Origin of the sequence: Paenibacillus sp. FSL M7-0656 (assembly GCF_038003225.1) — a bacterium.
Lineage (GTDB): Bacteria > Bacillota > Bacilli > Paenibacillales > Paenibacillaceae > Paenibacillus > Paenibacillus amylolyticus.
This window is the reverse complement of record NZ_JBBOOT010000001.1, coordinates 5,147,758-5,173,682: the sequence shown is the minus strand read 5'-3', so window position 1 is coordinate 5,173,682 and position 25,925 is coordinate 5,147,758. Positions and strand designations below refer to the sequence as shown.

At 54.1% G+C, this 25,925-nt stretch carries 4 protein-coding genes; all 4 read right to left on the bottom strand.

The window, feature by feature from the left end; genetic code table 11:
• Positions 1 to 10 precede the first annotated feature (10 nt).
• The 4 genes from MHI01_RS22710 to MHI01_RS22695 all read right to left on the bottom strand — a co-directional run bounded on the left by MHI01_RS22710 (position 11) and on the right by MHI01_RS22695 (position 25,814).
• The gene (locus MHI01_RS22710) at positions 11 to 18,904 is read right to left on the bottom strand and encodes a non-ribosomal peptide synthase/polyketide synthase (protein ID WP_340984173.1); all 18,894 of its coding nucleotides are present in this window, start codon (positions 18,902 to 18,904) and stop codon (positions 11 to 13) included.
• 85 nt (positions 18,905 to 18,989) lie between these two features.
• Complete coding sequence (locus MHI01_RS22705) at positions 18,990 to 20,723, bottom strand: ABC transporter ATP-binding protein (protein ID WP_340984171.1); 1,734 nt, start codon at positions 20,721 to 20,723, stop codon at positions 18,990 to 18,992.
• Positions 20,720 to 22,546 carry an ABC transporter ATP-binding protein gene (locus MHI01_RS22700; protein WP_340984170.1) on the bottom strand — a complete coding sequence of 609 codons (1,827 nt, stop codon included), beginning with the start codon at positions 22,544 to 22,546 and terminating at the stop codon, positions 20,720 to 20,722. Before MHI01_RS22700 ends, MHI01_RS22705 begins: the two co-directional genes overlap by 4 nt.
• On the bottom strand, positions 22,536 to 25,814 hold the full coding sequence (locus tag MHI01_RS22695) for a non-ribosomal peptide synthetase (RefSeq protein WP_340984169.1): 3,279 nt from the start codon (positions 25,812 to 25,814) through the stop codon (positions 22,536 to 22,538). Before MHI01_RS22695 ends, MHI01_RS22700 begins: the two co-directional genes overlap by 11 nt.
• Positions 25,815 to 25,925: the final 111 nt, after the last annotated feature.

Below are 25,925 nucleotides of genomic sequence, written 5' to 3'. Positions count from 1 at the left end.
CTTCTAATAATTAGAAAATAATATCAATAGCCTCTAGCTCATCTTGCTCCTGTTCGGATTGCCCGTTCAGGGAAATATCCTTGAGCAGCAACGAAGGCTGTTCGCCAATTTGGGTGATGATCACGAGCAGGTCCTGAGCGAAATTGTCGATCAGATTTCGCGTAAACAACTTCGTCGCATATTCAAACTGCCCGTTCATTCCCTCATCCAGCAACGAAATGACCAAGGTAAGATCAAATTGAGAAACCGCATGCGTTTCCGGATAAGATTCGATCTGGATATCCCCGAAGCTTTGAACGTTATCTTCCTTCGTTTCCAGCGCAAACATGACATCAAATACAGGATTGCGGCTTTGATCTCGCGGCACCTGCAGCTTTTTCACAAGCTCTTCAAACGGATAATCCTGGTGGTCGTAGGCCCCCAGCATCGTTTCTTTGACTTCGTTCAAGTAAACAAGGAATGTCTTCTCCCTGGATGGATAATGACGAATCGCCAACGTGTTGACAAACATTCCGATGAGCGGCTCCAGGTCGGCATGTGTGCGGCCTGAAACCGGTGTGCCTACAATGAAGTCTTCTTGTCCCGAGTACTTGCTGAGCAGGATTGAATAGGCCGCCGATAACACCATATATAGGGTAGCACCGTTCTCATCGGCAATGCGCTGCAAGTTGTCCGTCATCTGCTTGTCGATACTGAAAGGCAGCACATCTCCCTCAAAGCTGCGAGCGGCAGGTCTGACAAAGTCCGTAGGTAGCTCAAGCGTTGGCAGTTCACCTTCCAGCATGTCCAGCCAGTAGGCTTCCTGGCGTTTCAGCCGTTCTTTTACAGGTTCGGACTGCTGCCAAGTGGCAAATTCCTTGTATTGAATCCGAAGCGGTTCCAGCGTCTCACCGTTATATAGGCGTAGCAGCTCTTCGATAAAGATACCCATCGACATGCCATCCGTGACGATATGATGAATGTCCAGCATAAGCAGATGACGTTCCGCTTCCCATTCAACTAAGCCCACACGCAGCAGCGGCGGCCTCTCCAAATCAAAGACACGTACAAAGGCATCCGCAATGGTTTTCGTTTCACTTTCCGTCGCCTGTGTATACTCGACGGCAAACTCCAAGTCCGAATAAATCCGTTGTACCGGTTCGCCGTCGACCATTTCGAAGCCGGTTCGCAAAACTTCGTGACGAGCGATTAATCCTTGGAGCGCCGCCTCGAATTGATTCTGATCCAAGCGCCCGACAAGAACCGTCATGCCGGACATGTTGTAGTTAAGCTCGGCGCCTTCCATCTGCTGCTGGATGTACAGCCGCTTTTGCACAGAGGAAAGCGGATAATACTCCCTTTTATCCAGAACCGGAATGGAAAGGAACTCCTGCTGCTCCAATCGGCTAATCACTTCAGCCATCGCTTCAATAGTCGAGTACCGGAATACATCGCGCAGTGGCAGGTCCACGTGCAGCTCCTTGTGCACCTTGCTGACCAGCGTCGTCGCCCTCAACGAGTGACCGCCGAGGTCGAAGAAGTTGTCCGTCACACCAATCGTAACTGACCCAAGCACGTCCTGCCAGATGGAGACCAGTTTCGTCTCCAGATCGGTGCGCGGCGCCACGTATTCGCGTCCTGCACTTGCTCCCTCTTCCGGCGTCGGCAGCGCTTTCCGGTCGATTTTCCCGTTTGGTGTCAGAGGTAAATGCTCCAGCTCCACAAAGTACGACGGGATCATGTAACCTGGCAGCTCGCTGGAGATCGCTCGTTTCAGGTCGGCCGCCGTCAGTTCGATATCCGTTGTGTAGTAGGCGCACAGCGCCTTTTGACCGTTCGCATCACTTCGAACCAGCACCACCGCTTCGCGTATACCTACCACCCGCAGCAGCTGCGACTCAATCTCACCCGTTTCGATCCGGTAGCCCCGGATTTTCGCTTGATTGTCGATCCGGCCGATGAAATCCACGTTTCCGTCCTCCATCCACCTCGCCAAATCTCCCGTGCGATATAACCGCTCACCCGCGGTGAAAGGGCTATCTACAAACTTCTCTTCCGTCAGCTCTGGACGGTTCAAGTACCCACGTGCTACGCCAACGCCGCCGATGACCAGCTCGCCCAGCACACCGACGGGTACGGGATTCAGATGTGCATCCACGATGTAAAACTTCGCATTCAACCACGCTTTGCCAATCGGCACATGGCCTGTCTGCGGCAGTTTCGCCAATTCTTCGTCATAGAAACTCGAGTCGATTGCCGCTTCCGTCACACCATAGGCGTTAATGATGCGGAACGACGAGCCAAACCGCTCCTGCAAGGTACGGTAATCCGCTACACTGCAGCTGTCCGAGCTTGTGATCAACAGCTCCATACCGCTTAACTTTAGCCTCTGCTCATGCACGTATTCCATAAACGGCACGATCAGTGCTGGTGTTGATTCAAAGATCGTCACTTGCTCCTGCTCTATCCAGTGGTGCAGACGAGACGGATCAATCCGGTCGTCCTTCGGTACAATGACCATTGTGCCTCCGTTATACAACGTGCGTGCGATATCGCCCACGAAAACATCAAACGAGAAGCTTGCGAGTTGCAGCAGTCGCACCGGGAACTGATCCAACCGGTATTCCCGTCGGTAGCCCGCTGCCGTGTTCACTAGGCTGCGATGCTCGATCATCACGCCTTTTGGCTTGCCCGTCGTTCCCGACGTGTAGATGACGTACGCCAGATCCTCCGGACGGGCTTCAGAGAAGCTGTCCCTACCGACAACATCAACATCATTCGGATGACTCTCGCCACCACCGTTCACAGCCCCCGTTAGCTTGCCGTTGACTCGATCGGGAGCACTGTTGGAGCCTTGGCCAAAGTCCATTGACACATTGCTTCGTTCCTCGCTGTATGACGTTTCGTCGTCGAGATACAGCACCGTCGCCAGTGCCAGTTCCTCTTCACCGAGCCAGGCTTCGGCACGCTCTCGCAGCGGCGTTTGTGTCAGCAGCACCTTCGCTCCGCTGTCTTCGAGCATGAACCGCACACGGTCCGCCGGATAATCCGGGTCAAGGGGTACATACGCCCCGCCTGCTTTCCAGACGGCCAGCACGGCCACCAACAGGTCCACCGAACGCTCGGCGAGAATGCCGACGATTGACTCCCGGCCGATGCCGCTTGTGCGCAACGTGGCCGACAGGCGGTTCGCCCGCTCGTTCAGCTCCGCATACGTCAGCCGATCGTGTTCGTAAACGACAGCTTCAGCTTCCGGCGTGTGTTCGGCCTGTTCCTCGAACAGTCGATGGAACGCTGCCATAGGAGCCTGTTCCGGTTGCGCCGGGTTAAACGCGCCGACAATTTCTTCTTTTTCCGCTAGTGTCAAAATATCCAACTCGGAAATCGTCGCTGAAGGGTTGCGGAGAATGGATTCAAGCAACTGCAAGTAGTGGACAGCCAACTTCTCCACCGTTTCGGTTTTATATAGAGCCGTGGCGTATTCAAACAGATATTCCAAGCCGTCCTCAATCTCCGTAACGTCCAAGCTGAGATCGAATTTGGAAACAATTTCTTCGCTGGCATACGTCGACAGATGCAGTCCCGGAAGCTGGATTTCCACGTTTTCTGTATTCTGCAAAGCAAACATCGTATCAAACAGTGGATGACGGCGTAAATCACGAGCCACGTTTACCTTATCCACCAGTTCCTCAAACGGATAATTCTGATGTTCAAAAGCACTCAGCGTTGTCTCCTTGATCTCCTTCAAGTAGTCAAGGAACGTTTTACCGGCAGCCGGGTAACTTCGGATGGCCAAAGTATTAACGAACATCCCTATCAGCGGTTGAACGTCGCTATGATTTCTGCCCGCAATCGGCGTACCTACCACCACGTCTTCCTGACCTGAATATTTATGCAGAAGCACGTTATATGCCGCAAGCAAAACCATGTAAAGCGTTGCGCCGTTTTCAGCTGCAAGCCGTTTCAGACCTTCGCTTTTCTCAATATTCATAAACAATTGCAGCGTGCGGCCCTCATAGCTCTGCATAGCCGGGCGCGGATAGTCCGTCGGCATTTCCAGAACTGGCAGTTCTCCGCGGAACATGTCAATCCAGTAGGCTTCCTGCTTGGCAAGCTGAGTTTTCTGCTCGTCCGATTGCTGCCATACTGCATAATCTTTGTACTGAATGCGGAGTGGCTTGAGCGGCTCCCCGCTGTACAAGTGCACAAACTCTTCGATCAGTACGTCCATTGAAACGCCGTCCGATACGATATGATGTGTATCGAACATCAGGATGTGCCGGTCCGGCGCGAGTTCGGCAATGCCCACCCGCAGAAGTGGAGGCTTCGCTAGATCAAACGCACGAACAAATTGGCGCACCGTTTCTTCCGCCTGCTCCCCGCTGATCTGCACATATTCCACCTGGAAGGTGACTTCTTCGTAAATCCGCTGAACCGCTTCGCCCTCAACCATCTCAAAGCTGGTACGCAGCGTTTCATGACGAGCTACAAGCCCGCGGAATGCTTCTTCAAACCGCTGCCGGTTGAGCTGCCCTTCGAGCAGCATAGCTCCCGGTATATTGTAGCTCAGCTCGCCTCCTTCCAGCTGGTTCAAGATATAGAGACGTTTCTGCGCAGAAGAGAGCGGATAATACTCGCTAGGTTCCGCAGCCGGAATAGCCATAAACGAGCCGATCTCCAAATGCTCCATAGCCACAGCCATTTCCTCAACTGTCGAGTAGCGGAATACGTCGCGAAGCGGGAATTGGGCGCCCAGCTCCTTATGCATTTTGCTGACAAGTGTTGTCGCCCGCAGGGAGTGTCCTCCGAGGTCGAAGAAGTTGTCCGTTACGCCTACCGCCTTATCCCGAACAAGTACCTCCTGCCAAATGGCGGCCAGCTTTGCCTCCAGTTCGGTGCGCGGTGCCACGTATTCGCGGCCTCCTCCTGCTCCCCCTTCCGGCGCTGGCAGCGCCTTCCGGTCAATTTTCCCATTTGGCGTTAGAGGCAATTGCTCCAGTTCAACGAAATACGATGGAATCATGTATCCCGGTAGCTCGCTGGAGATCGCCCGTTTCAAATCTGCCGCCGTCAAGCCTTCTTCCACTGTATAATAAGCGCACAACGCTTTCTGCCCTTCTTGATCTTCCCTGACAACAACGACCGCTTCCTTCACGCCACCTACACTCAGCAGCTTTGCTTCGACTTCGCCCGTCTCGATCCGGTAACCCCGGATTTTCGCCTGGTTATCGATCCGGCCGATGAAGTCCACGTTGCCATCCTCCATCCACCTCGCCAAGTCTCCCGTGCGATACAACCGCTCACCAGCGGTGAAAGGACTGTCTACAAACTTCTCTTCCGTCAGCTCTGGACGGTTCAAATACCCGCGCGCCACACTGACTCCGCCGATAACCAATTCGCCCAGCACGCCGACTGGCACCGGGTTCAGATGTGCATCCACGATGTAAAACTTCGCATTCAACCACGCTTTGCCAATCGGAACATGGCCTGTTTGTGGCAGTTTCGCCAACTCCTCATCATAGAAACTGGAGTCAATTGCCGCTTCCGTCACACCGTAGGCGTTAATAATGCGGAACGACGAGCCAAACCGTTCCTGTAAGGTTCGGTATTCCGCCACACTGCAACTGTCTGAGCTTGTAATCAACAACTCCATACTACTTAACTCTAGCCCCTGCTCATGCACGTATTCCATAAACGGCACGATCAGTGCCGGCGTTGATTCAAAGATCGACACTTGCTCCCGCTCTATCCAGTAGTGCAGACGAGACGGATCAATCCGGTCGTCCTTCGGTACAATCACCATGGTCCCTCCGTTGTACAGCGTCCGCGCGATATCGCCCACAAACACGTCGAACGAGAAGCTGGCGAGCTGCAACAGCCTTACCGGAAACTGATCCATCCGGTATTCCCGTCGGTAACCCGCTGCCGTGTTCACCAGGCTGCGGTGCTCGATCATCACGCCTTTTGGCTTGCCCGTCGTTCCCGACGTGTAGATGACATACGCCAAGTCCTCAGGACGGGCTTCATGGAAGCTGCCCATACCGACAACATCAACATCATTTGGATGGCTCTCATTACGGTCGTTCACAGCACCCGTCAGCTCGCTGGAGATCAGACCTGAAACCATGCTGGAGCCTTGGCCGAAGTCCATTGGTGCATTCGCTCGGTCTTCGCTGTATGACGTTTCGTCATCGAGATACAGCACCTTCTCCAGTGCTAGTTCCTCTTCGCCGAGCCAGGATTCGGCACGCTCTCGCAGCAGCGTTTGTGTCAGCAGTACCTTCGCTCCGCTGTCTTCCAGCATGAACCGCACGCGGTCCGCCGGATAATCCGGGTCAAGCGGTACATACGCCCCGCCCGCTTTCCAGACGGCCATCACGGCCACCAGCAAATCGACCGAACGCTCGGCGAGAATGCCAACGATGGTCTCCCGGCCTATTCCGCTTGCACGTAGCGTGGTCGACAGGCGGTTCGCCCGCTCGTTCAGCTCCGCATACGTCAGCCGATCGTTCTCGTATACGATGGCCTCCGCTTCCGGCGTGCGTTCCGCCTGTTCCTCGAACAGTCGATGGAACGCTGCCACAGGAGCCACTTCCGGCTGCACCGGATTAAACACACCGACAATTTCTTCTTTTTCCGCCGCCGTCAAAAGCTCTAACTCATGTACACGAACATTCGGATTAGCCGCAACCTGCTCCAATGCACGGGCAAAATGACCGTGGATCTGCCTGATGTCTTGCTCTCTGAATGTCAGTGTATTGTACGTAAACCGCAGCAAAATATGCTCTTCCGGAATGACGGTAATGTCCAGATCGTAGTTCGTTTGTTCCGGCGATTGGATATTAGCGATTTTCAGCGCTTCTTGTCCTCCGCCGACAACCTGCTCAATCTGTTCTTCCATCGGATAATTTTCAAAGACCATAATATGGTTGATCAAGTCGCTCTTTTGCTCGCTAAGCGACTGAATTTCGAAGAGTGGGAACGTTTCGTAAGCTCCCGATGTCAGCGCTTGATCCTGGGTTTTTCTCAAAATATCGGCTACCGTCTCCTCGGCTTTGCCTTGAATACGGACGGGGATCGTATTAATAAACAGACCGATCATGCTTTCGATACCCGGAATCTCCGCTGGACGCCCGGATACAACGGAGCCAAATACAACATCATCGCTGTTGTTGTATACCTGCAGAACCAGTCCCCATACGGTCTGCATAAATGTATTAAGCGTCACCTGATGCTGGCGCGCCACCCGCTCGATTTGCCCAGTCAGTTCCTTGCTGAGTTCCACATCGATCTCAGCTGCTTCAAAAGCGCCCTGCTTCAGCCCTGTTTTCTCCCGAGGCAGCTTGGTCTGCTGATCATAACCCGCCAAATACTCGGACCAGTAACGCGAAGCTTTTGCGGCATCTTGAGCTTCCAGCCATTCGATATACCGAGAGTATGAGGTAACCGGAGGAAGCTCCAGCGTCCGTTGCTCCTGGAACGCGAAGTAGGTGTCGAACACTTCCTTGATCATTAAGGACATGCACCAGCCGTCCAACAAAATGTGATGGTGACTCCAGATCACTTGGTAGGACTCGTCGCCCGTACGCAAAACTGTAACGCGCATCAGAGAGCCTTGGGCCAAATCGAACTTGTTCGCTTTATCCGCGCTAACAAAATCGGCTATCGTCTTCTCCGGGTGTTCATCTCTTGCCGAGCGAATATCTTCAAAGTACACTTCACACTTCCGCTCGCGGAATACCACTTGAATCGGCTCGTCTCTCCAGCCGGTAATAAAATTGGTCCGCAGCGCCTCATTTCGCTGTACCAGCGTATCCAATCCGCGGGTGAAGGCTTCCACATTCAGGCTTCCATACAGATCGAAGGTCACCTGTTCGAAGTAGGCTTCCGAATCGGCATCCAGCAAGCTGTGGAACAACATCCCTTTTTGCAGCGGAGTCAGGGTGTATACATTCTCCAGTTCGCCGAGTGCCGCCGTATGTTCGGACAGCCGCTCCAGTTCCTCCACCGTTACATCTTGAAGCAGTACGTCACTAGGCGTAAGTTCCGGCCGCTCTTTCGATACGCAATGCCTGATGACTTCACGCAAGCTCGATTGAAGCAGGGTGCCCAAGCGCTCAACCGTCTCCCGTTGATACTGGGTTTCCCCATAACGGATCGTGAGTTCCAACATGCCTTCCGACACCATACCGTTGATATCGAGGACATAATTCATCACAGCATTCGGGCTTGAATCGGAGCCCGGACTGAACGGAGACGGCTGCGAGCCGCTGCTTTCGTAATCCTGGTCGAACTGACCCAGATAGTTAAAACTGATCTCCGGCTCCAAAACGAAGCGCTCTCCGTCACGCGGCGCCGACAAATAACGCTGAATGCCGTAGCCGATTCCTTTGTTCGGAATGCGGCGCAAGTTTTCTTTCACCTGTTTCACCTGATGACCGAGTGCCTGAGCGTGGCCCGGCTCCAGAACAACAGGGAATTGGCTTGTGAACCAGCCTACCGTGCGTGTAATGTCCACATCTGGCAAAAGTTCTTCCCGGCCGTGGCCTTCGAGATTCACCAGCACGCGTTCTTGACCGCTCCAAGCTTGTACTGAGAGGCCCAGCGCAGCAAGTAGCAAATCGTTCATTTCCGTATGGTAAGCACGGTGTGCCTGCTTCAGCAGCTGTTCGGTTTCCTCCGCCGTCCAGCGGACGGTCACGACCCCGCTGTCCTTCAGCTTGGATCTGCCTTGTTCAAAATCTTTCGGAAGCGGCTCATAGGTCAATTGCTCGATATGCTGCCAATACGCTCTCTCGCTTTCCATCGCCGGACCGTTCGCATAATCAGCGAGCTGTTTCGCCCACGTTTGGAATGAGTCCGTTTTGAGCGGCAGACGGATCAGCTTCCCTTGCAGCGCCTGCTCATAGCCGGCAGCAAAATCCTCAAGCAGAATCCGCCAGGATACGCCGTCTACGACCAAGTGGTGGATCGCGATCAGCAGATGATCTCCATCCGCACAACGGAACAAGCCGAGCTTCAGCAAGGGCCCTGCCTGCAGGTCAATGCTGCGCTGAAGCTCGTTCGCCTTGGCTTCGATCGCCTGCGCGCAGTCCGTCATTCCGCGGAAATCGATCACTTCTAGGGTGTAGAGCTCGCCGTCACTTTCCTCGATGGCCCGGTTCCATGCCGCATACCCGCTCTCGGTCCAGCTGAAGACGAGGCGCAGCGCATCGTGATGCTCGGCCAGCTTCCGCACGGCCTGACGAAGCGCCGCTTCGTCATAGCCTTCCTCCCGGTACAGCATCACCGCCTGGTTAAAGTGGTGCAGCTCGGCGAACAACTGCTCGAAGAACCAGCGCTGAATCGGCGTCAGCCCCGTCTCTCCCGTAGCTGCCCCCTGATCGGCGCGTCTTAAGACCGACTGGAGATACGGGCTTAATTCCGCTACGGTCGGATATTTGAACAAATGCTTAATTTCCAGCTTGTACCCGGCCTGATGTAGCCTGGACGACACCTGGATCGATTTAATTGAATCCCCGCCTAGTTCGAAGAAATTGTCCATCACGCCGATCGGACGACCCGTTCCCAGCACCTTTTGCCACACCGCAACCAACGTCTGCTCCGCCGCCGTCCGGGGCGCCACGTATTCCGTTCCAACGAGCATACTGCTTTCCGGTGCGGGCAGCGCCTTGCGGTCAAGCTTCCCGCTGTGTGTGAGGGGCATCCGCTCCAGCTGCACGAAGTAGGACGGAATCATGTACGCAGGCAGATCCTCCGCCAGCGCGCTTCGCAGCTCGCTCGCCGCAAGCGGCTTGTCCGCCACGAAGTACGCGCAGAGCTGCTTCTGACCGGCTTCGTCCTCTCTGGCGATGACAACCCCCTCTTGTACGGACGCCGCTTTCAGGACCTGCGCCTCCACCTCGCCGAGTTCGATCCGGTACCCGCGGATTTTCACCTGATGGTCGATCCGGCCCATATACTCGATGTTGCCGTCCGGCAGCCATCTGGCCAGATCGCCCGTCCGGTACATCCGCCCGCCCGGCGCGAACGGACACTCTACGAATTTCTCCGCGGTCAGCTCGGGACGGTTCAAGTAGCCTCTAGCCAGACCTTCGCCCGCGATGCACAACTCGCCCGGCACGCCGATCGGCTGCAGCGCTGTCGTCCCTTCCTTGACAATATGCAGCCGGATGTTCGAGATCGGCTTGCCGATCGGCACCGATACATACGCCTCTTCCGGTCCGCAATCGTAGTACGAGACATCAACCGTCGCTTCCGTAGGCCCATAAAGGTTGATCAGCTGCGCTTGATTCACGGATGACGAAATCCACTGCCAGAACCGGCTCACATGCGACGTCGCCAGCGCTTCCCCGCTTGCAAACACCCGTTTCAGCGAAGACAGCTTGTTACCCAGATCTTCGCTCGGCTGACGCTCGACATATTCGAGGAAGGCGTGCAGCATCGACGGCACGAAGTGCATCGTGGTGACGGCTTGCCGTTCGATCGTATCCAGAATCGTCTCGGGATTCTTCTCTCCGCCCGGCGGCAGCAAGCAAACTTTGGCCCCCGTCCAAGCCCACCAAAACAGCTCCCACACGGAAACGTCGAAGGTGATCGCCGTCTTTTGCAGAATCGTATCCCTGGAGTCGATCGGGTATGCATTCTGCATCCACAGCAGCCGGTTGATCACCGGACGGTGCTCCACCATGACGCCTTTGGGCTTGCCTGTCGAGCCCGATGTGTAAATGACGTAGGCCAGATGCTCCGGTCCGCTGGCCGGTTCCAGATTCGAGCCGTTTTCGTCATACGCGGATGGATCGTTCAGATCGATGAGCGATAGACCACCAAGTGGCTCGGTCCCGGCAAATGACGCGCTTTCCCGCAAATGGCTCTGAATCAGCAGCAGCCTAGCGCCCGAATCTTCGAGCATGTAGCGGATGCGCTCCTGCGGGAATTGCGGGTCGATCGGCACGTAGGCGCCCCCGGCCTTCAAGATCGCATAGATGCCTACGATCATCTCCAGCGAGCGCTCGGCCATGATCGCGATCGGCTGATCGGCCTGCGCGCCAGAGGCACGCAAGGATCGCGCCAGCCGGTTCGCCCGCTCGTTCAACTCCCGGTAAGTCAGGCGGCTGTCCTCATAGACAACGGCCACCTGCTCCGGCGTTCGCTCTGCTTGCTCCTCGAACAGCTCGTGGATCGTTCTCTCTCTCCACGACTCATCCGCTTCCAAGCCTGGACCCTCTGAGGCGGATTGCTTCGCCAGAGCCGAAGACGACACGGCAAACCCGACCAGCAAATCATGCTTTTCGCTGTCCTTCAAAATATTCAAATCCGAGATCCTCGCACCCGGCTGAGCCAGGATCGATGCCAAAAGCTGCTCGTAATGACCCGCCAGCCGTACCATCGTTTCCTGTCTAAACAACGAGGTAGCGTACTCGATCTTGCAAACCAGCTCGTTACCCTCTTCCACGATATCCAGGCTAAGATCAAACTTTGCTCTCTTTTCCTCGATGTCAAACAGCGACCATTGCAAGCCTTCCAGGGCTAAATCCAGGCTTTCGTGCTTTTGCAAAGAAAACATGGTGTCAAACAGCGGATTCCGGCTTAAATTCCGGCTCACCTGAAGCGCTTCTACCAGCTCCTCGAACGGATAGTCCTGGTGCTCGTAGGCTCCAAGCGTCGTTTCCTTCACATTCTGCAAGTAATCCAGGAACGTCTGCTCTGCCGTCGGACCCAAGCGAAGGGCCAGCGTATTGACAAACATGCCGATAATTGGTTGCAGGTCGGCGTGAGAACGAGCGGCAATCGGAGTGCCGACTACGATATCTTCCTGTCCCGCGTATTTATGAAGCAATACGGAGTAAGCAGCCAGAAGAAGCATGTACAGCGTCGCCCCCGAATCTCCGGCAAGCCGTTTTAGAGCTTCGCTTTTATCCGCATCCAGCGCGAACGTGAGCGTTTGACCGTCAAACTGCCGGACGGCTGGGCGGGAAAAGTCAAGAGGCAGCTCAAGAACCGGAAGCTCGGAGCTGAATACCCCGCGCCAGTATTCCTCCTGCCGTTTGATACGCTGACATTGCTCGTCGGATTGCTGCCAAACGGCGTAATCCTTGTATTGAATCCGTAGCTCCGGCAATTCTTCCCCATTGTAAAGCCCCACAAATTCGCGTAGCAGCACGTCCATGGAAAGACCGTCGGAACCAATATGATGCATATCCAGCGCAAGCAGGAATTTCTCTTTCTCAAGTATGATCAGCAGGGCGCGCAGCAAAGGCGGCTGGGTCAAGTCAAAAGGCTGAATGAAACCTTCCAGAATGGCCGCGACCTGATCTTTGCTTGCTTGAAGCTTCTCGACCTTGAAATCTACGAGCGGATGAATACGCTGAACCGGCTCTCCATTCACGATTTCGAAACCGGTGCGCAGCATATCGTGCCGGGCCACCAAAGTAGTCAGCGCCTTTTCCACTTTGGCCTCGTTCAAAGTCCCTTTCAATTGCAAGGCGCTCGGGATGTTGTAATTCAGCTCCGAGCTATCTAGCTGGTGCAGGACAAACAGCCTTTTTTGCGCAGAGGAAACTGGATAGTACGCTTTCTCTTCCGCTTTTGGAATCGAGCTGTGCCGTGTTTCTTTCAAGCTGGCAATAGCCTCTGCCATCGATTCTACCGTCATATAGCGGAACACATCGCGCAGCGGAAGTTCAACGTTCATTTCCTTCCGAATCTTGCTGACAAGGTTTGTCGCCCGCAAGGAATGCCCTCCGAGCTCAAAGAAATTGTCCAGGACTCCAATGCCGGAGTTGCCCAGCACTTCCTCCCAGATCTTCACAAGCTGGGACTCCGTAAGGTTACGAGGAGCTACGTATTCGACGCCCGTTTGCAGGCTACCTTGCGGCTCCGTCAGCGCTTTGCGGTCCACTTTGCCGTTAGACGTCAGCGGCATGCGCTCCAGCTGCACGAAATACGACGGGATCATGTATCCCGGCATTCCCTGTGCCAGCGAGGTTCTCATTTCGCTGACTGTCAGCGTCCGGTCTGCAACAAAGTAGGCAACAAGTGCCTTCTCTCCCTCGTTGTCCTGACGGGCGAGCACCACCGCTTCTTCCACGCCCTCCACGTTCAGAAGTTGCGTCTCGATTTCGTCCAGCTCGATCCGGTACCCACGGATTTTGACCTGATGGTCGATCCGGCCGAGGTATTCAATGTTGCCGTCCGGCAGCCAGGCCGCCAAGTCGCCTGAGCGATACAGTTTTTCCCCCTCCGCAAACGGGGAATCAACGAACTTTTCCGCCGTCAAATCCGGTCGATTCAGGTATCCTCTTGCCAGGCCTTCACCGGCCACGTACATTTCGCCTGCTACTCCGATAGGAACAGGACGACGGTTTTCATCCAGAACATACACGCTCAGCGTCGGGATCGGCTTGCCGATATTACTCTTTGCCGCCTCCATCTCGATCCATGTAATTTCCTTATACGTCACGTGAACCGTCGTTTCGGTAATACCGTACATATTGATCAGCTTTGTCTCCGGGTACTTCGTCTTGAAACCCTTGAGCAACAGCGGGCTGAGTGCTTCGCCGCCAAAGATGACGTTGCGAATCCTCAGATTGTACGGATGGTCCGCTAAAACCTCACGCAGCAGTTGGTAGAAATATGTTGGCGTCTGGTTCAAAATCGTGACCTGTTCGCGGCTCAGCAGTGCCAGGAACTCGGCCGGATTTTTCGCCGTAAGCGGCGGTACGATAACCAGCTTTCCTCCATTCAGAAGTGCCCCGTACATCTCCCAGACGGAGAAATCGAAGCAGAACGAGTGGAATAACGTCCACGTATCAGACGGCCCAAAGTCGAACAGGTTCTTGTCGTTGAACAAAAGGCGTACGACGTTTTTATGCTCAATCAACGTGCCTTTTGGTTTGCCGGTCGTTCCCGATGTGTAGATGACATAAGCCAAGTTACCCGGGCCAGAAATTGGCTCCAAATTCGAAGCGTCCAGCGCACCAGCGGAGTCCGCCCCTTTGTCGCCCCAAACGAAATCGTCCAATTCAAGGCGCGTTCCTGCAAAGTCGGTCTTCTCATGCAAATGCCTTTGAATCAGCAATAACGGTGCGCCCGAATCCTCAATCATGAAGCGTATGCGTTCCTCCGGGTAGTCGGGATCGACAGGCACGTAGGCTCCACCCGCTTTGAGAATCGCTAGAATGCCGACGACCATATCAAGCGAACGTTCGGCCAGAATCGCTACCAACTGATCCGCTTCGACTCCTGTCTCCCGCAGCTTACGCGCAAGGCGGTTGGATCGCTCGTTCAGTTCGTGGTAGCTCAACTGCCGCTCATTCATGACGGCGGCCACGTTATCCGGATAAAGCTTCGCCTGCTCTTCGAACAAGCCATGAATCGTCTGCTGACGCGGGTAGTCTGCCTCCGAATCATTAAAACCGCGCACCAGTTCACGGATTTCCTGCTCCGTTAGCATTTCCAGCGAAGCAATATCCCCTTCCGGCGCTGTTGCGATAGTTTCGAGTAGCTTGTCATAATGTCTGGCGAACCGCTCCGCGGTCTCCTGTTTATACAAAGCCGTAGCGTACTCCAACCGGCATTCGAGCTGGCCATCCAGTTCCGAAATGTCCAGAAGCAGCTCGAACTTAGACGTTCGGTTTTCCAACGGATAAAACGATTGCTCCAGCCCCTCGATGACAATTTGCTCATTCTCCGTATTTTGCAGGGAGAAGAACGTATCAAAGAGCGGATTCCGGCCGGTCGCGCGCGGAATGGGAAGACTTTCTACCAAATCTTCGAACAAATAATTTTGGTGTTCAAAAGCCCCGAGTGTGATTTCCTTCATTTCTTCCAGGTACTTGAGGTACGGCTTGGAACGCTCCGGATGGCTGCGAATGGCAAGCGTGTTGATAAACATACCTACGATTGGCTGCACTTCTTCCTGCGTTCTTCCGGCAATCGGCGTTCCCACGATCAGATCTTCCTGACCCGAATATTTATGCATAAGGATCGAGTAAGCAGACAACAGCACCATGTACAGGGTCGTGCCCGTCCGTGCGGCCAGTTCTTTCAGCTTCTCCGTCCGTTCTTTCCCAATATCAAACTTCACGGTCCGGCCGTCAAAACTTTGCACCGCAGGCCGCGGGAAATCCGTCGGCAGTTCCAATACAGGCAGCTCGCCCGACAGCTGTTCCAGCCAGTACTCCTTCTGCGGCTGGATCAACTGCCCGTAGGCTTCGGAATGCTGCCAAACGGCATAATCTTTGTATTGAATACGCAACGGAGCCAGCTCCTCGCCCCGATACAGGCGGCTGAACTCGTCGAAAAGCAACGCTGTCGAGATGCCATCCGAGACGATATGGTGCATATCGAACAACAGGATGTGGCGATCCTCGGCGACTTCGATCAGGCCGATGCGAAGAAGTGGCGGCTTGGTCAGATCAAACGGGTGATAGTATGCTTCCACCACTTGGTCCACTTCTCGCTCGCTCGCCTGGAAATAATCTACAGCAAACTCCACCTCGTCATAGATGCGCTGCACAAGCTCGCCTTGAACCTGCTCGATCCCGGTACGCAGCGTCTCATGGCGCTGAATCAACGCCCGGAATGCGTACTCTACGCGCGTGCAGTCCAGCTTGCCTTTGAGAAGAAGCGCCGCGGACATATTGTAGCTACGCTCGGCCGCGTCAAGCTGGCGCAGGACGTACAGACGCTTTTGCTCGGATGAAACCGGATAGTACTCGGTCTCTGCCGCCTTTGTAATCTCATACGTTTCCTGCTGCTTTAAACCGCTAATTCTTTGGGCAAGCTGCTCGATCGTGGTGTAGCGGAAAACGTCCCGCAGCGGAACCTCGACTTGTAGCTCTTTTCGAATCTTGGAAACAAGCGCGGAGGCCCGCAAGGAATGACCACCCAGGTCAAAGAAATCGTCTTGGACTCCAACTCGCGCAATACCCAGCACCTGCTGCCAAATAAGAGCAAGTCTTGTTTCCAGCGTTGTGCGAGGAGCCACATACTCACGGCCGGCTTCTATCTCTCCGGTCGGCTCAGGTAGCGCTTTACGGTCAATCTTGCCATTCGGTGTGAGCGGAAGCTGATCAAGAGACACCAACCGGGCCGGAACCATATGCGCAGGCAGCTCTTGTTTCAATTGGGACAGCAGATCGCTCAGTTGCAAGGAAACATCCCCCGCCACGTAACCGCACAAATACTTTTGCCCCTGCTCATCCGTACGGTCAGTCACCACAGCCTGCTTGACCCCCGGGAAACTGAGCAGGGCCGTTTCAATTTCGCCGAGTTCGATCCGGAACCCGCGAATTTTCACCTGATAGTCGATCCGGCCGATGAAGTCAACGTTGCCGTCTTCCAGCCAGCGGGCCAAATCTCCTGTCCGATACAGACGTTCTCCAGGCACAAACGGGCTGTCTGCAAACTTCTCGCTGGTTAGGTCCGGACGGTTCCAATACCCGCGCGCCACCCCGGCGCCGCCGATGACAAGCTCCCCCGGAATCCCTACAGGAACCGGCTTTAACCCGGCATCTACAATGTAAAACCGGGCGTTCAGCCAGGCTTTGCCGATCGGCACATGACCCAACGATGGCAGCTTGTCCAGCGGCTCATCGTAAAAGCTGCTGTCAATGGCCGCTTCGGTAACGCCGTAGCTGTTGATGATGCGGAATTGTCCGCCGAATCTTTCCTGCAGCAATCGGTAATCGGTGACACTGCAAGCATCCGAGCTGGTAATCAGCAAATGCATGGAGCTGACGTCCAGCCCTTCTTCATAAATATGCTGCATGAACGGCAGGATAAGCGCAGGCGTCGATTCAAATACCGTAATGTTTTGGTCCCGAATCCAGCCGTATAAGCGGTTCGGATCAATCCGGTCATCCTTTGGCACAATTACCATCGTTCCTCCGTTATACAGCGTCCGCGCGATGTCTCCAACGAACACGTCAAACGAGAAGCTCGCCAGTTGCAACAACCGCACCGGGAACTGATCCAACCGGTACTCGCGGCGGTACGCATCCGCCGTATTCATGAGACTACCATGCTCGATCATGACGCCTTTTGGGCGTCCCGTCGTACCGGAGGTGTAAATCACATAAGCCAAGTCTTGCGGGGCACTGTCAGCAGATTCAAATTCCACGGCTGAGGTATCCCCGTTATACATCTGTTCATCGTCCATCGCATAGACAGCTTGAAGCTTCAGCCGATCATCGGCCAGCCAACCTCCGGCCCCCTCCAACAGATGACGCTGCGTAAGCAGCACCGATGCTTCGCTATCGCTGAGCATGTACTCAATCCGCTCCGCAGGATAATCGGGGTCCAGCGGTACATAAGCTCCGCCGGCTTTCCATACGGCGAGCACACCGACCAGAAGTTCCACCGAACGCTCTGCCCAGATCCCCGTAATCGTCTCCCTTCCCACGCCCTGTTCACGAAGGAGCGCAGCCAGCCGCTCAGCGCGTTTGTTCAATTCGCCGTAAGTCAGCTTTTTGTCCATGTAAACAACTGCCGGGTGATCCGGAATGTCTCGGGCAAACTTTTCGACATACCGATGAAACGCTATTCCCTCGCTCAGTGCTTCCACCGGCAGGTTAAACACCTCCAGAATACGGTGTCTCTCCTCATCGCTCAACAGAGAAATCTCGCGCACCCGCAGTTCGGGAGTCTCAAGAAACTGGTCCAAAACGGTTACATACTGTTCCATAATGCGATCAATCTCGGTCGTCTCGAACAGGCCGGTACGATAGGAAGCATGGAGAATGACATGGCCTTCATTCAGCATATGGTCGAAGCGCAGCAGTAGATCGTCCATCTCGTGTCTAGCAAAGTGAGCCTCCAGACGTACCTTGATTTCTTCGTACTCCACGATTTTCAAAGGCAGATATTCCAGAGACGTGCGGAACAACTCCGAAAGATCGTTGCGGCCGTGTTGTTCGCGTAAATCCTGAATCAATTGGTTATAAGGATATTTCTGATGCCGCAGATCCGCCGTATTTTCCTTGGAAACCGTTTGGATCAAGGAAAGCACGGACCCAACTGGATTCAGACTAATCCGCGTAGCCACGGTGCTGACGAACATACCGATCGTTTCTTTTTCCTTCTTGCTGGTGCGATTGGCAAAAACCGTGCCGACTGGAACATCGGTGCTGTCGGTCAGCTTATACAATAAGACGTACATGGCGGACAAAAATAACGTATATAAACTAACCTGATATTGTTCGCTAAAAGCCAGAATGCGGTCATACCGGGAACCATCCAAAGTGATGGAACGTTTATTCGATTCGCTGCCAATCGAGAATGGCGGAACCGATTTAATGCCGCTCGTTTCAGGCAAAGTCTTGTACTTGGTTAGCCAATATTCCTTGCCTTTTTGATAACGCTGCGATTGCTCATATTCATGCTCAGTTGAAATATAATCCAGATAGGATGGGGCCTGGTAACTGCTGAAGATGCCATTGCGCAGTTCCAGGTATTTTTCCATCACCGCATGCAGCAAAGCAGTGACGGACAAGCCATCGGCGATGATATGATTTATAGTCAAATTAAGCCATACTTGGCCGTTCGCAAAATGGATCATCGTAAATTGATAGAGGTGTTCGTCGAACACGCTGGCCGGTTTTTCGGTTACTTCTTTCACCCAAGCATAGAATTGTTCGGTTGTGCCTATTTCGAGGTGGCTTATCTTGGCTTGGACATTCTCTGGCTCTTCGAACCACTGCGTTGGATTTTGCAAATCCCCGCTAATGCGGATTCGGAAAGCGTCATAGGTTTTGACAATCTCTGCCGCTGCTTTCTCCAGCAGCTTGGTGTCGATCTCGCCCGTAATCTGGTAGGTCGCGGAAAGCATCGTGATGGATGTGCCCGGATTCATAATTTCCATGAACCATATCCGGCGCTGGGCTTGCGTTAATCCATATTGCTTGTTCGTATTCTCTCTCACATCGACACACTCCCGTATTAGAGATTGTTTGTAGATAGGCTTTGTAACTAGATATCAGCAGGAAGCCGCCCGCCGTAAAGTGGGTCTAGCCGTACAGCCGCGCGTAATAACCTCCGAGCGCCAGCAGGTCCTGATGGCGGCCTCGTTCCACGACCGTTCCTTGATTCATGACCGTAATCAAATCCGCATGTTCCACAGTGCTGAGACGGTGGGCAATCAGAATGGTGGTGCGTCCCTTCATCAATACGTTCAGGGCTTGCTGTACCCAATGCTGGGATTCGTTATCCAATGCAGAAGTCGCTTCGTCCAACAGGAGAATCGGGGCGTTTTTGAGAATCGCCCGGGCGATCGCAATTCGCTGCCTTTGTCCGCCTGACAACGACGCTCCTCTCTCTCCCACCGGCGTTTTATACTGTTCAGAAAGTTCCTGAATAAAATGGTGAGCGTACGCCGCTTTGGCCGCTTCAACCACTTCTTCATCCGTTGCATCTGGGTTTCCATAACGGATATTTTCCTCAATCGTGCCGGTAAACAAAAACGGCTCCTGCGGAACGTATGCAATCTGCCTGCGGATTTCGTCCAGCGTGTAATGTCCGAACGGTTTGCCCTGGAGCAGGATATCTCCGCTGTCCACAGGATAAAAACCGAGCAGCAGCTTGATCAGTGTACTTTTGCCGCTGCCGCTGGCTCCTACGATCGCAGCGACCTGACCAGGAAACACTTGCATGGACATGTCGACAAGTACCTTTTTATCTGCCTGATAGGAAAATTCCACATCGCGAAACTCCACCGCAGCCTCCGATACAAGCTCGCTATGAGAAGATCCCAAACGCTCCGGTTCCTCTTCCTCGCTTAGTACCTCTTGAATCCGGTGAGCACCCGCGAGCGAATTTTGGGTCATCGACAGAACCATCCCCAGGTTCAACAAGGCGTGCGTCAGATTCACTTGCAAAACTGCCAGAGCGGCGACACTTCCCATTCCCATCAATCCGTAAGCATAAAGAAGACTGCCGATGACGATGATGCCGCAGAACGTGACGTAGCTGATAAAATGGTTCACCGCAGCCTGCATACCGTTCTTTTTCGCCGTTTGCCGAAGCGTTTGCGTCATTTGCTCGTTCAACGCCTCGTACTGGCCGTAAATCGTGCGGATGCGAAACAGCTTCACAATTTGAATGCCGCCCATAAAATCTTTAAATTTTTCGGTCATTTTACCGAGCGTACGCAAGCCTTGTTCGGACAAAGCGCGGATATCCCGTGCAAATTTCAGGCTGACCAGAGAGGACAGCAGCAGAATGACGAAGGATACGCCAGCAAACCGCCAATCAATCACCGCCATAGAGACAATGGAGCCGATGCAGAAGACAACTTGAAGCAGCAAAACGAAGTAAACCTGCGAGAATGTAAACTCAACGGTCGTTACGTCGTTGTTCACTCGCGACAGCAAGTCCCCATGGTGGTTCTGCTCCAGGAATCTCGGCCGCACCCGGCACAGCTTGTCATAAAGACGTTTGCGGATATTCAGCACAGTCAGCTCGACACTGCGCTGGTATAAGTAAATGAACCAGGGAGAAATTATATTTTCCAGGAACAGGGCCGCGCCCAAAATAACAAAAGCTTCTACCATCAGGGACGTATCTCGGGACACGGCGAAATCAACCAAGTTATGTACGACCAAGCTGAAGGCGATCAGAAACAATGTCTGGGTGAGCGCCGTTACAGCAAGGCCAATCGCGTACTGGGTTTTGCGCTTGCGGTTCATAAACGTCAGCAAGTAGCCTAGTTCTTTCACTTGTGATAGCCTTCCGCCCTTTTTCATGTGTACGACACCTCCCTGCGTTCGGCAGACTCGGTAAACTCCTGGTAATACGACTGGGCGTACAGTCCCTTCCTCTCGAGTAATTGTTCATGAGTGCCCTTTTCGACAATACTTCCTTGTTCCATAACCCAAATTTCATCGGCGTTTTGTACCGTAGAAAGCCGGTGGGCAATAACCATGGTCGTTCTCTTCTTCATCAATACGCCCAACGCTTCCTGAACCGCGCTTTCCGACTCTGGATCAAGTGCCGATGTGGGCTCGTCCAACAGCAGAACGGGAGCATCCTTCAGGAACGCCCGAGCCATTGCAATGCGCTGGCGTTGCCCACCGGACAAAAACCCGCCGCGCTCTCCGACATACGTCTGGTAACCGTCCTCAAGCTGCATAATGAAAGAATGAGCCTGAGCGGCTTTGGCGGCTTCGATAATCTCGTCCATCGACGCTTCTTGCCGCCCATAGCCGATATTTTCGGCGATCGTACCGCTAAACAAATATGAATCTTGGGTTACCACGGAAAAATGCGACCGAAGCTGCTCCGGATCTGCACCGTGGATCAGGCTTCCGAACACGCGGATCTCGCCCTGATCCTCCGGAAGTGGATAAAAGCCGCATACCAGCTTAAACACCGTACTCTTCCCTCCGCCGCTCGCTCCGACAAGTGCAATCGTCTTGCCTTCCGGCACCGAGAAGCTAACATTCCGCAGAATCGGGGAACTCTCTTCATACCCGAAGGTTACGTTCTGAAACTGGATGGGGGCGGCGCTCGCTTTTGGAATCAAACGGCCATTTTCCATTTCGGTCGGCTGCTCGACGATTTCGGAGACCCTTCTCAGGGCACCGGTCATTTCGAACGTGCGCGTGATGAGCTCGGGAATATGCTCCAGCGGCTCCAGACACAGATTAAGCAAGTACAGGAAGGCGATCAGTTCTCCCGCGCCTAGCTGCCCGTTGTAGATCAAATAGCTTCCGTAACTGACGGCGAAAATGATCGGGCTAATCATCAGCGTAGAAAGCAGCGGGTTGACCCAGGCTTCCCGCTTTTTCACGGCCAGCTTTTTTTGAGCCGTCAATTGTAGCAGCACTTGGTAGGAGCGAGATAACATACCGGATAGCAGGTAGCTTTTTACAATAGGCATCCCCCCAAGCGTATCCTGGAGGTTGACGTTCATTCGGCCCATGTTCGCCTGGGCTTCCTCCGTCAACTGTTCCAACTGCTTGCCGATCCATTGGGAAACCAGCAGTGCTACGGGAAATAACAGCAGGCTGTACAGCATCAGCTCCCATTGGAGATACATCAAATAAGCGAAACAGCCGATAAATAATAGCGGATGATAAAACCACTGGGCGAGGTCCCGAATCATAAATTGCTGGATGAGCTGCAGATCGTTGTTGATCCGCGACAACACGTCGCCGGAGTGCTGCTTTTCCAAATAGGGGACCGGGAGTTTGCCGATATGACGCATGACATGGTTGCGGATATCCTGCACCGCAGAGGCACTGCTTCGCTCCACACCAAAGCTCATGAAAAACTTCGCCGGCACACCGATCAAGATGACCACAAAGACCGTGTACACGATCTGCAGAACGATAGGCCCCGCCCCATTCTCGGCCTGTGTGGTCAACTGCTCGACCAAACGTCCCGTCCATATCTCAATAACCGCGGCGGCAATTGCGGACAGGATACCGACGATCATCCAGCCTTTGTGACGGCTTACATAGGACATCAGCCAGCGGAACGCTTTCCAGGTGGCATAAGCGGTTCGGCGCTTGGAAGGCGCCGCTGTGCCTTGTCCTTGAACAGACGTCTGCCGGTCAGCTCCCATGCAGGACCCCTGCCTCCGCTTCGATCTGCTGCTTGATTTGCACTAAGATGTCACGGATGACAACGGCCGTTTCGTCCACGCGCGCGAGTTCCAGTAACTCCTCGTGTGCGCCCTCCAGCCGGTAATCGGCGTAAGCTTGCGTCGTTGCCCTCTGCCAAGACGGCAACTGGTGCTCCAGGCGGAACGCTTCACTGTCCTTCGCAATCAGTTCGTAAATCCGGGCAGTTATCGTTCCTGAATTAATAAGCTGCGCTTCGTACGTCAATGTGGCTTTGATCTTCCGATGAACACGCTCCCGCACGAGCGGATTGCTCATTAATTCCTTCTCTTCTTCGTCGAAATCCGCAAGCATCTCTTCAAGCTCTTTCTCAGACGTTTCATAAGGTGTGAGTGTGTCCTTAATCCACGAGTCCACCATGAGCATGTCCGTTACGGAGTACCCTCTTCTTTCCATCGATTTGGCTACCTCGAACGTCAGGTTGCCTCCGAAGCAGTAACCGAGCAACACGTAAGGTCCTTCAGGCTGGATACGAACAATCTCATCCACATAACGGTTCAGCATGGCCTCGTAATCGATGACATCGTCGATAAAATCAATGCCGTAAAGCACGAATCGGCCGTCTAGTCTGCTTGCAAGCTCTCGGTAACCGATGCCGAAGCCGCTGCCTGGAGGGAAGCAGAACACGTTCAGATCCCCTGTTTTATTTAGCTTAATGAAGGAGTCTCCCCCTTTATCCAGACCCAGATCCTCCTCTCCAAAAGCCATGGCTTCAACGGTTACATGATGGAATTGGCGATTCAGCGGTATCTCGATGCCCGTTTCATCGTAAACGGCTTGAACGAGCCTAATCAGACTTAAGGAATTGCCTCCCAGCTCAAAAAAGTTATCCTTTACGCCAACCTGTGGAATGCCAAGTGTATCCTGCCAGACACGGACAATCTTCATCTCGAGCAGCGTTCTCGGCGCGACATATTCCGTTCTTCCAGTGGCGGCTTCCTCTGGCGCGGGTAGCGCTTTGCGGTCGATTTTCCCGTTCGGAGTCAGCGGCATCCGCGAAAGCTGCACGAGGTACGAAGGAATCATATATCTCGGAAGTTGCTTGGCGAGCTGCTCCTTGAGTTCATGCGCCGCCAGCCTCGTTTCCGCAACGTAATAAGCAACAAGCTGCTTATGGCCGTTTGCGTCGTCGCGGGCGAGCACCACCGCTTCTTGCATGGCGGCGATCTTCAGCAGCTGCTCTTCAATCTCGCCGATTTCGATCCGGTAGCCGCGGATTTTCACCTGATGATCGATCCGCCCCCGGTATTCGATGTTGCCGTCCGACAGCCAGCGGGCGAGATCTCCCGTCCGGTAAAGGCGTTCTCCCGGCGCAAACGGATGTTCCACAAACTTCTCTGCCGTCAGCTCCGGTTGGTTCAGGTAACCTCTCGCAAGCCCCACGCCTGCCACGCACAGCTCTCCGTCCACTCCAGGAGGCACAAGCTGCAGGTGGGCATCCAAAATGAAAATCCGGTGATTGGACAGCGGGCGCCCGATCGGAATAACTCTGCGCTCCGGCTGCTGCTCAACCGCATCCCAAAGCGTCGTAACAATCGAAGCTTCGGTAGGCCCGTAAGCATTGAAATAGTGGACCTTCTCCTTCCACTGCTGCACAAATTCGGCCGATACCGCCGAACCTCCCGTTACAAGCTTCGTTAAGCTGGGAAGGCGGTCCGGGTTCAAATATGCGCTGTACGTCGGAGGCAAAATCGCCGCCGTAATCGCATGCTCGTTCATATAACTCTCGAACAGGCGGTTGTCGAGAATCGTCTCGGCCGTCGGGATGTACAAAGTCGCGCCAAAATAGAGCGCTTTGAACACTTCCCAGCAGGACGCGTCGAATGACAGGCTGGCGAATTGAACGATCCGGTCATGCTCCGTGATGCCCAGTCTGTCCGCGAACATCAGCTTCAAGCTGACCAAACCACGATGCTCCAGCATGACCCCTTTGGGTTTGCCCGTCGTACCTGATGTATAGATGACATAAGCCAGATCATTCGGACCGCTGGCCGGCTCCAGATTCGAAGCATCCAGCACACCAGTGGATTCCGCCCCGCTATCGCCCCAAACAAAATCGTCTAATTCAAGGCGTGTTCCTTCAAAGTTTGTCTTCTCGTGCAGATGTTTTTGAATCAGCAATAACGGTGCGCCTGAATCCTCGATAATGAAGCGGATGCGCTCCTCCGGGTAGTCGGGATCGACAGGCACGAAGGCTCCGCCCGCTTTAAGAATTGCCAGAATGCCGACGACCATATCAAGCGAGCGTTCGACCAGAATCGCTACCAGCTGGTCTGCTTCTACTCCTTTTTCCCGCAGCTTCCGCGCAAGGCGGTTGGATCGCTCGTTCAGCTCGCGGTAGGTCAATTGCCGCTCGTTCATGACGACGGCCAAGTTATCCGGGCGATGCTCCGCCTGTTCTTCGAACAAGCCATGAATCGTTTTCCCCCGCTCGAACTCGGTTTCGGTGTCATTAAATCCCTTGAGCAGCATCTCCCTCTCGACTGGGAACAGCATATCGACTTGTCCAAACTCCAGATCTGGCTGAAATAAAAGCATGGACAGCAAACGAACAAGATGGTCGGCCGCCTGCTCCATAAATGCCCGCTCGTACCGCTGTCCGTCAAAGCTTATTTCCAGCTCGATGGAGTGGTTTTGGCGGTCGAAGCGAAAAACGGTATCAGCCGCCACACGGTTACCCAGCGGTCCCGGATGAATCGGGGCGAAGGATGCGATGGTGTTGACGACCGGGAGGCCATGCCCCGTATAGCTCAGATGGAGCTGCTCCACCATTTTTCGAAAAGGCAGGTGCTGATGCCCCAGCGCCTCGCCGATGGAGCCTTTGATGCCCCCAAGCAGCGTTTTCAGCGTAGTCTGGCTGCTTACCGATGTCTTGATCACCAAGATGTCATGCGGCGGCGTCTCGCCCTGGTCTGCGCTATACGAAGGCATGCCGACAAGCACTTGGTCCCGCCCGGTATATTTGAACAGCAGGCTTTTGACTCCTGCCAAAACAATCATGTACAGAGCCAAATCCGAACCGCTGGCGAGGCCAATGATTCTCTCCGAGAGTTCGCTCGGCAGAGTACGGTGAAGCAAGTCCGGCTCAGCCGCAGATTCCCCGCCCTCGAATAATTTGGAGGATTGACTGTATGGAAGGAAGCTCAGGCTATCATCTGCGTCAAACTTGCCGCTCCAGTACCGTTCTTCCTTTTCAAATAAAGATTTCATTCGTACCTCCCCTAAAAATGAAGTGACCGCATACCCCGACGCAGGTCTGGAAAGGCTTGCTTTCGACCTGCGCGTTTACGGGCTTGCATGTTGTTCGCGTCTTCCTTGGGA

What these genes read in the sequence shown, in the direction of transcription:
- MHI01_RS22695 (WP_340984169.1), bottom strand. Translation starts at nt 25,814, where the DNA reads ATGAAATCTTTATTTGAAAAGGAAGAACGGTACTGGAGCGGCAAGTTT.
- MHI01_RS22705 (WP_340984171.1), bottom strand. Translation starts at nt 20,723, where the DNA reads ATGAAAAAGGGCGGAAGGCTATCACAAGTGAAAGAACTAGGCTACTTG.
- MHI01_RS22700 (WP_340984170.1), bottom strand. Translation starts at nt 22,546, where the DNA reads ATGGGAGCTGACCGGCAGACGTCTGTTCAAGGACAAGGCACAGCGGCG.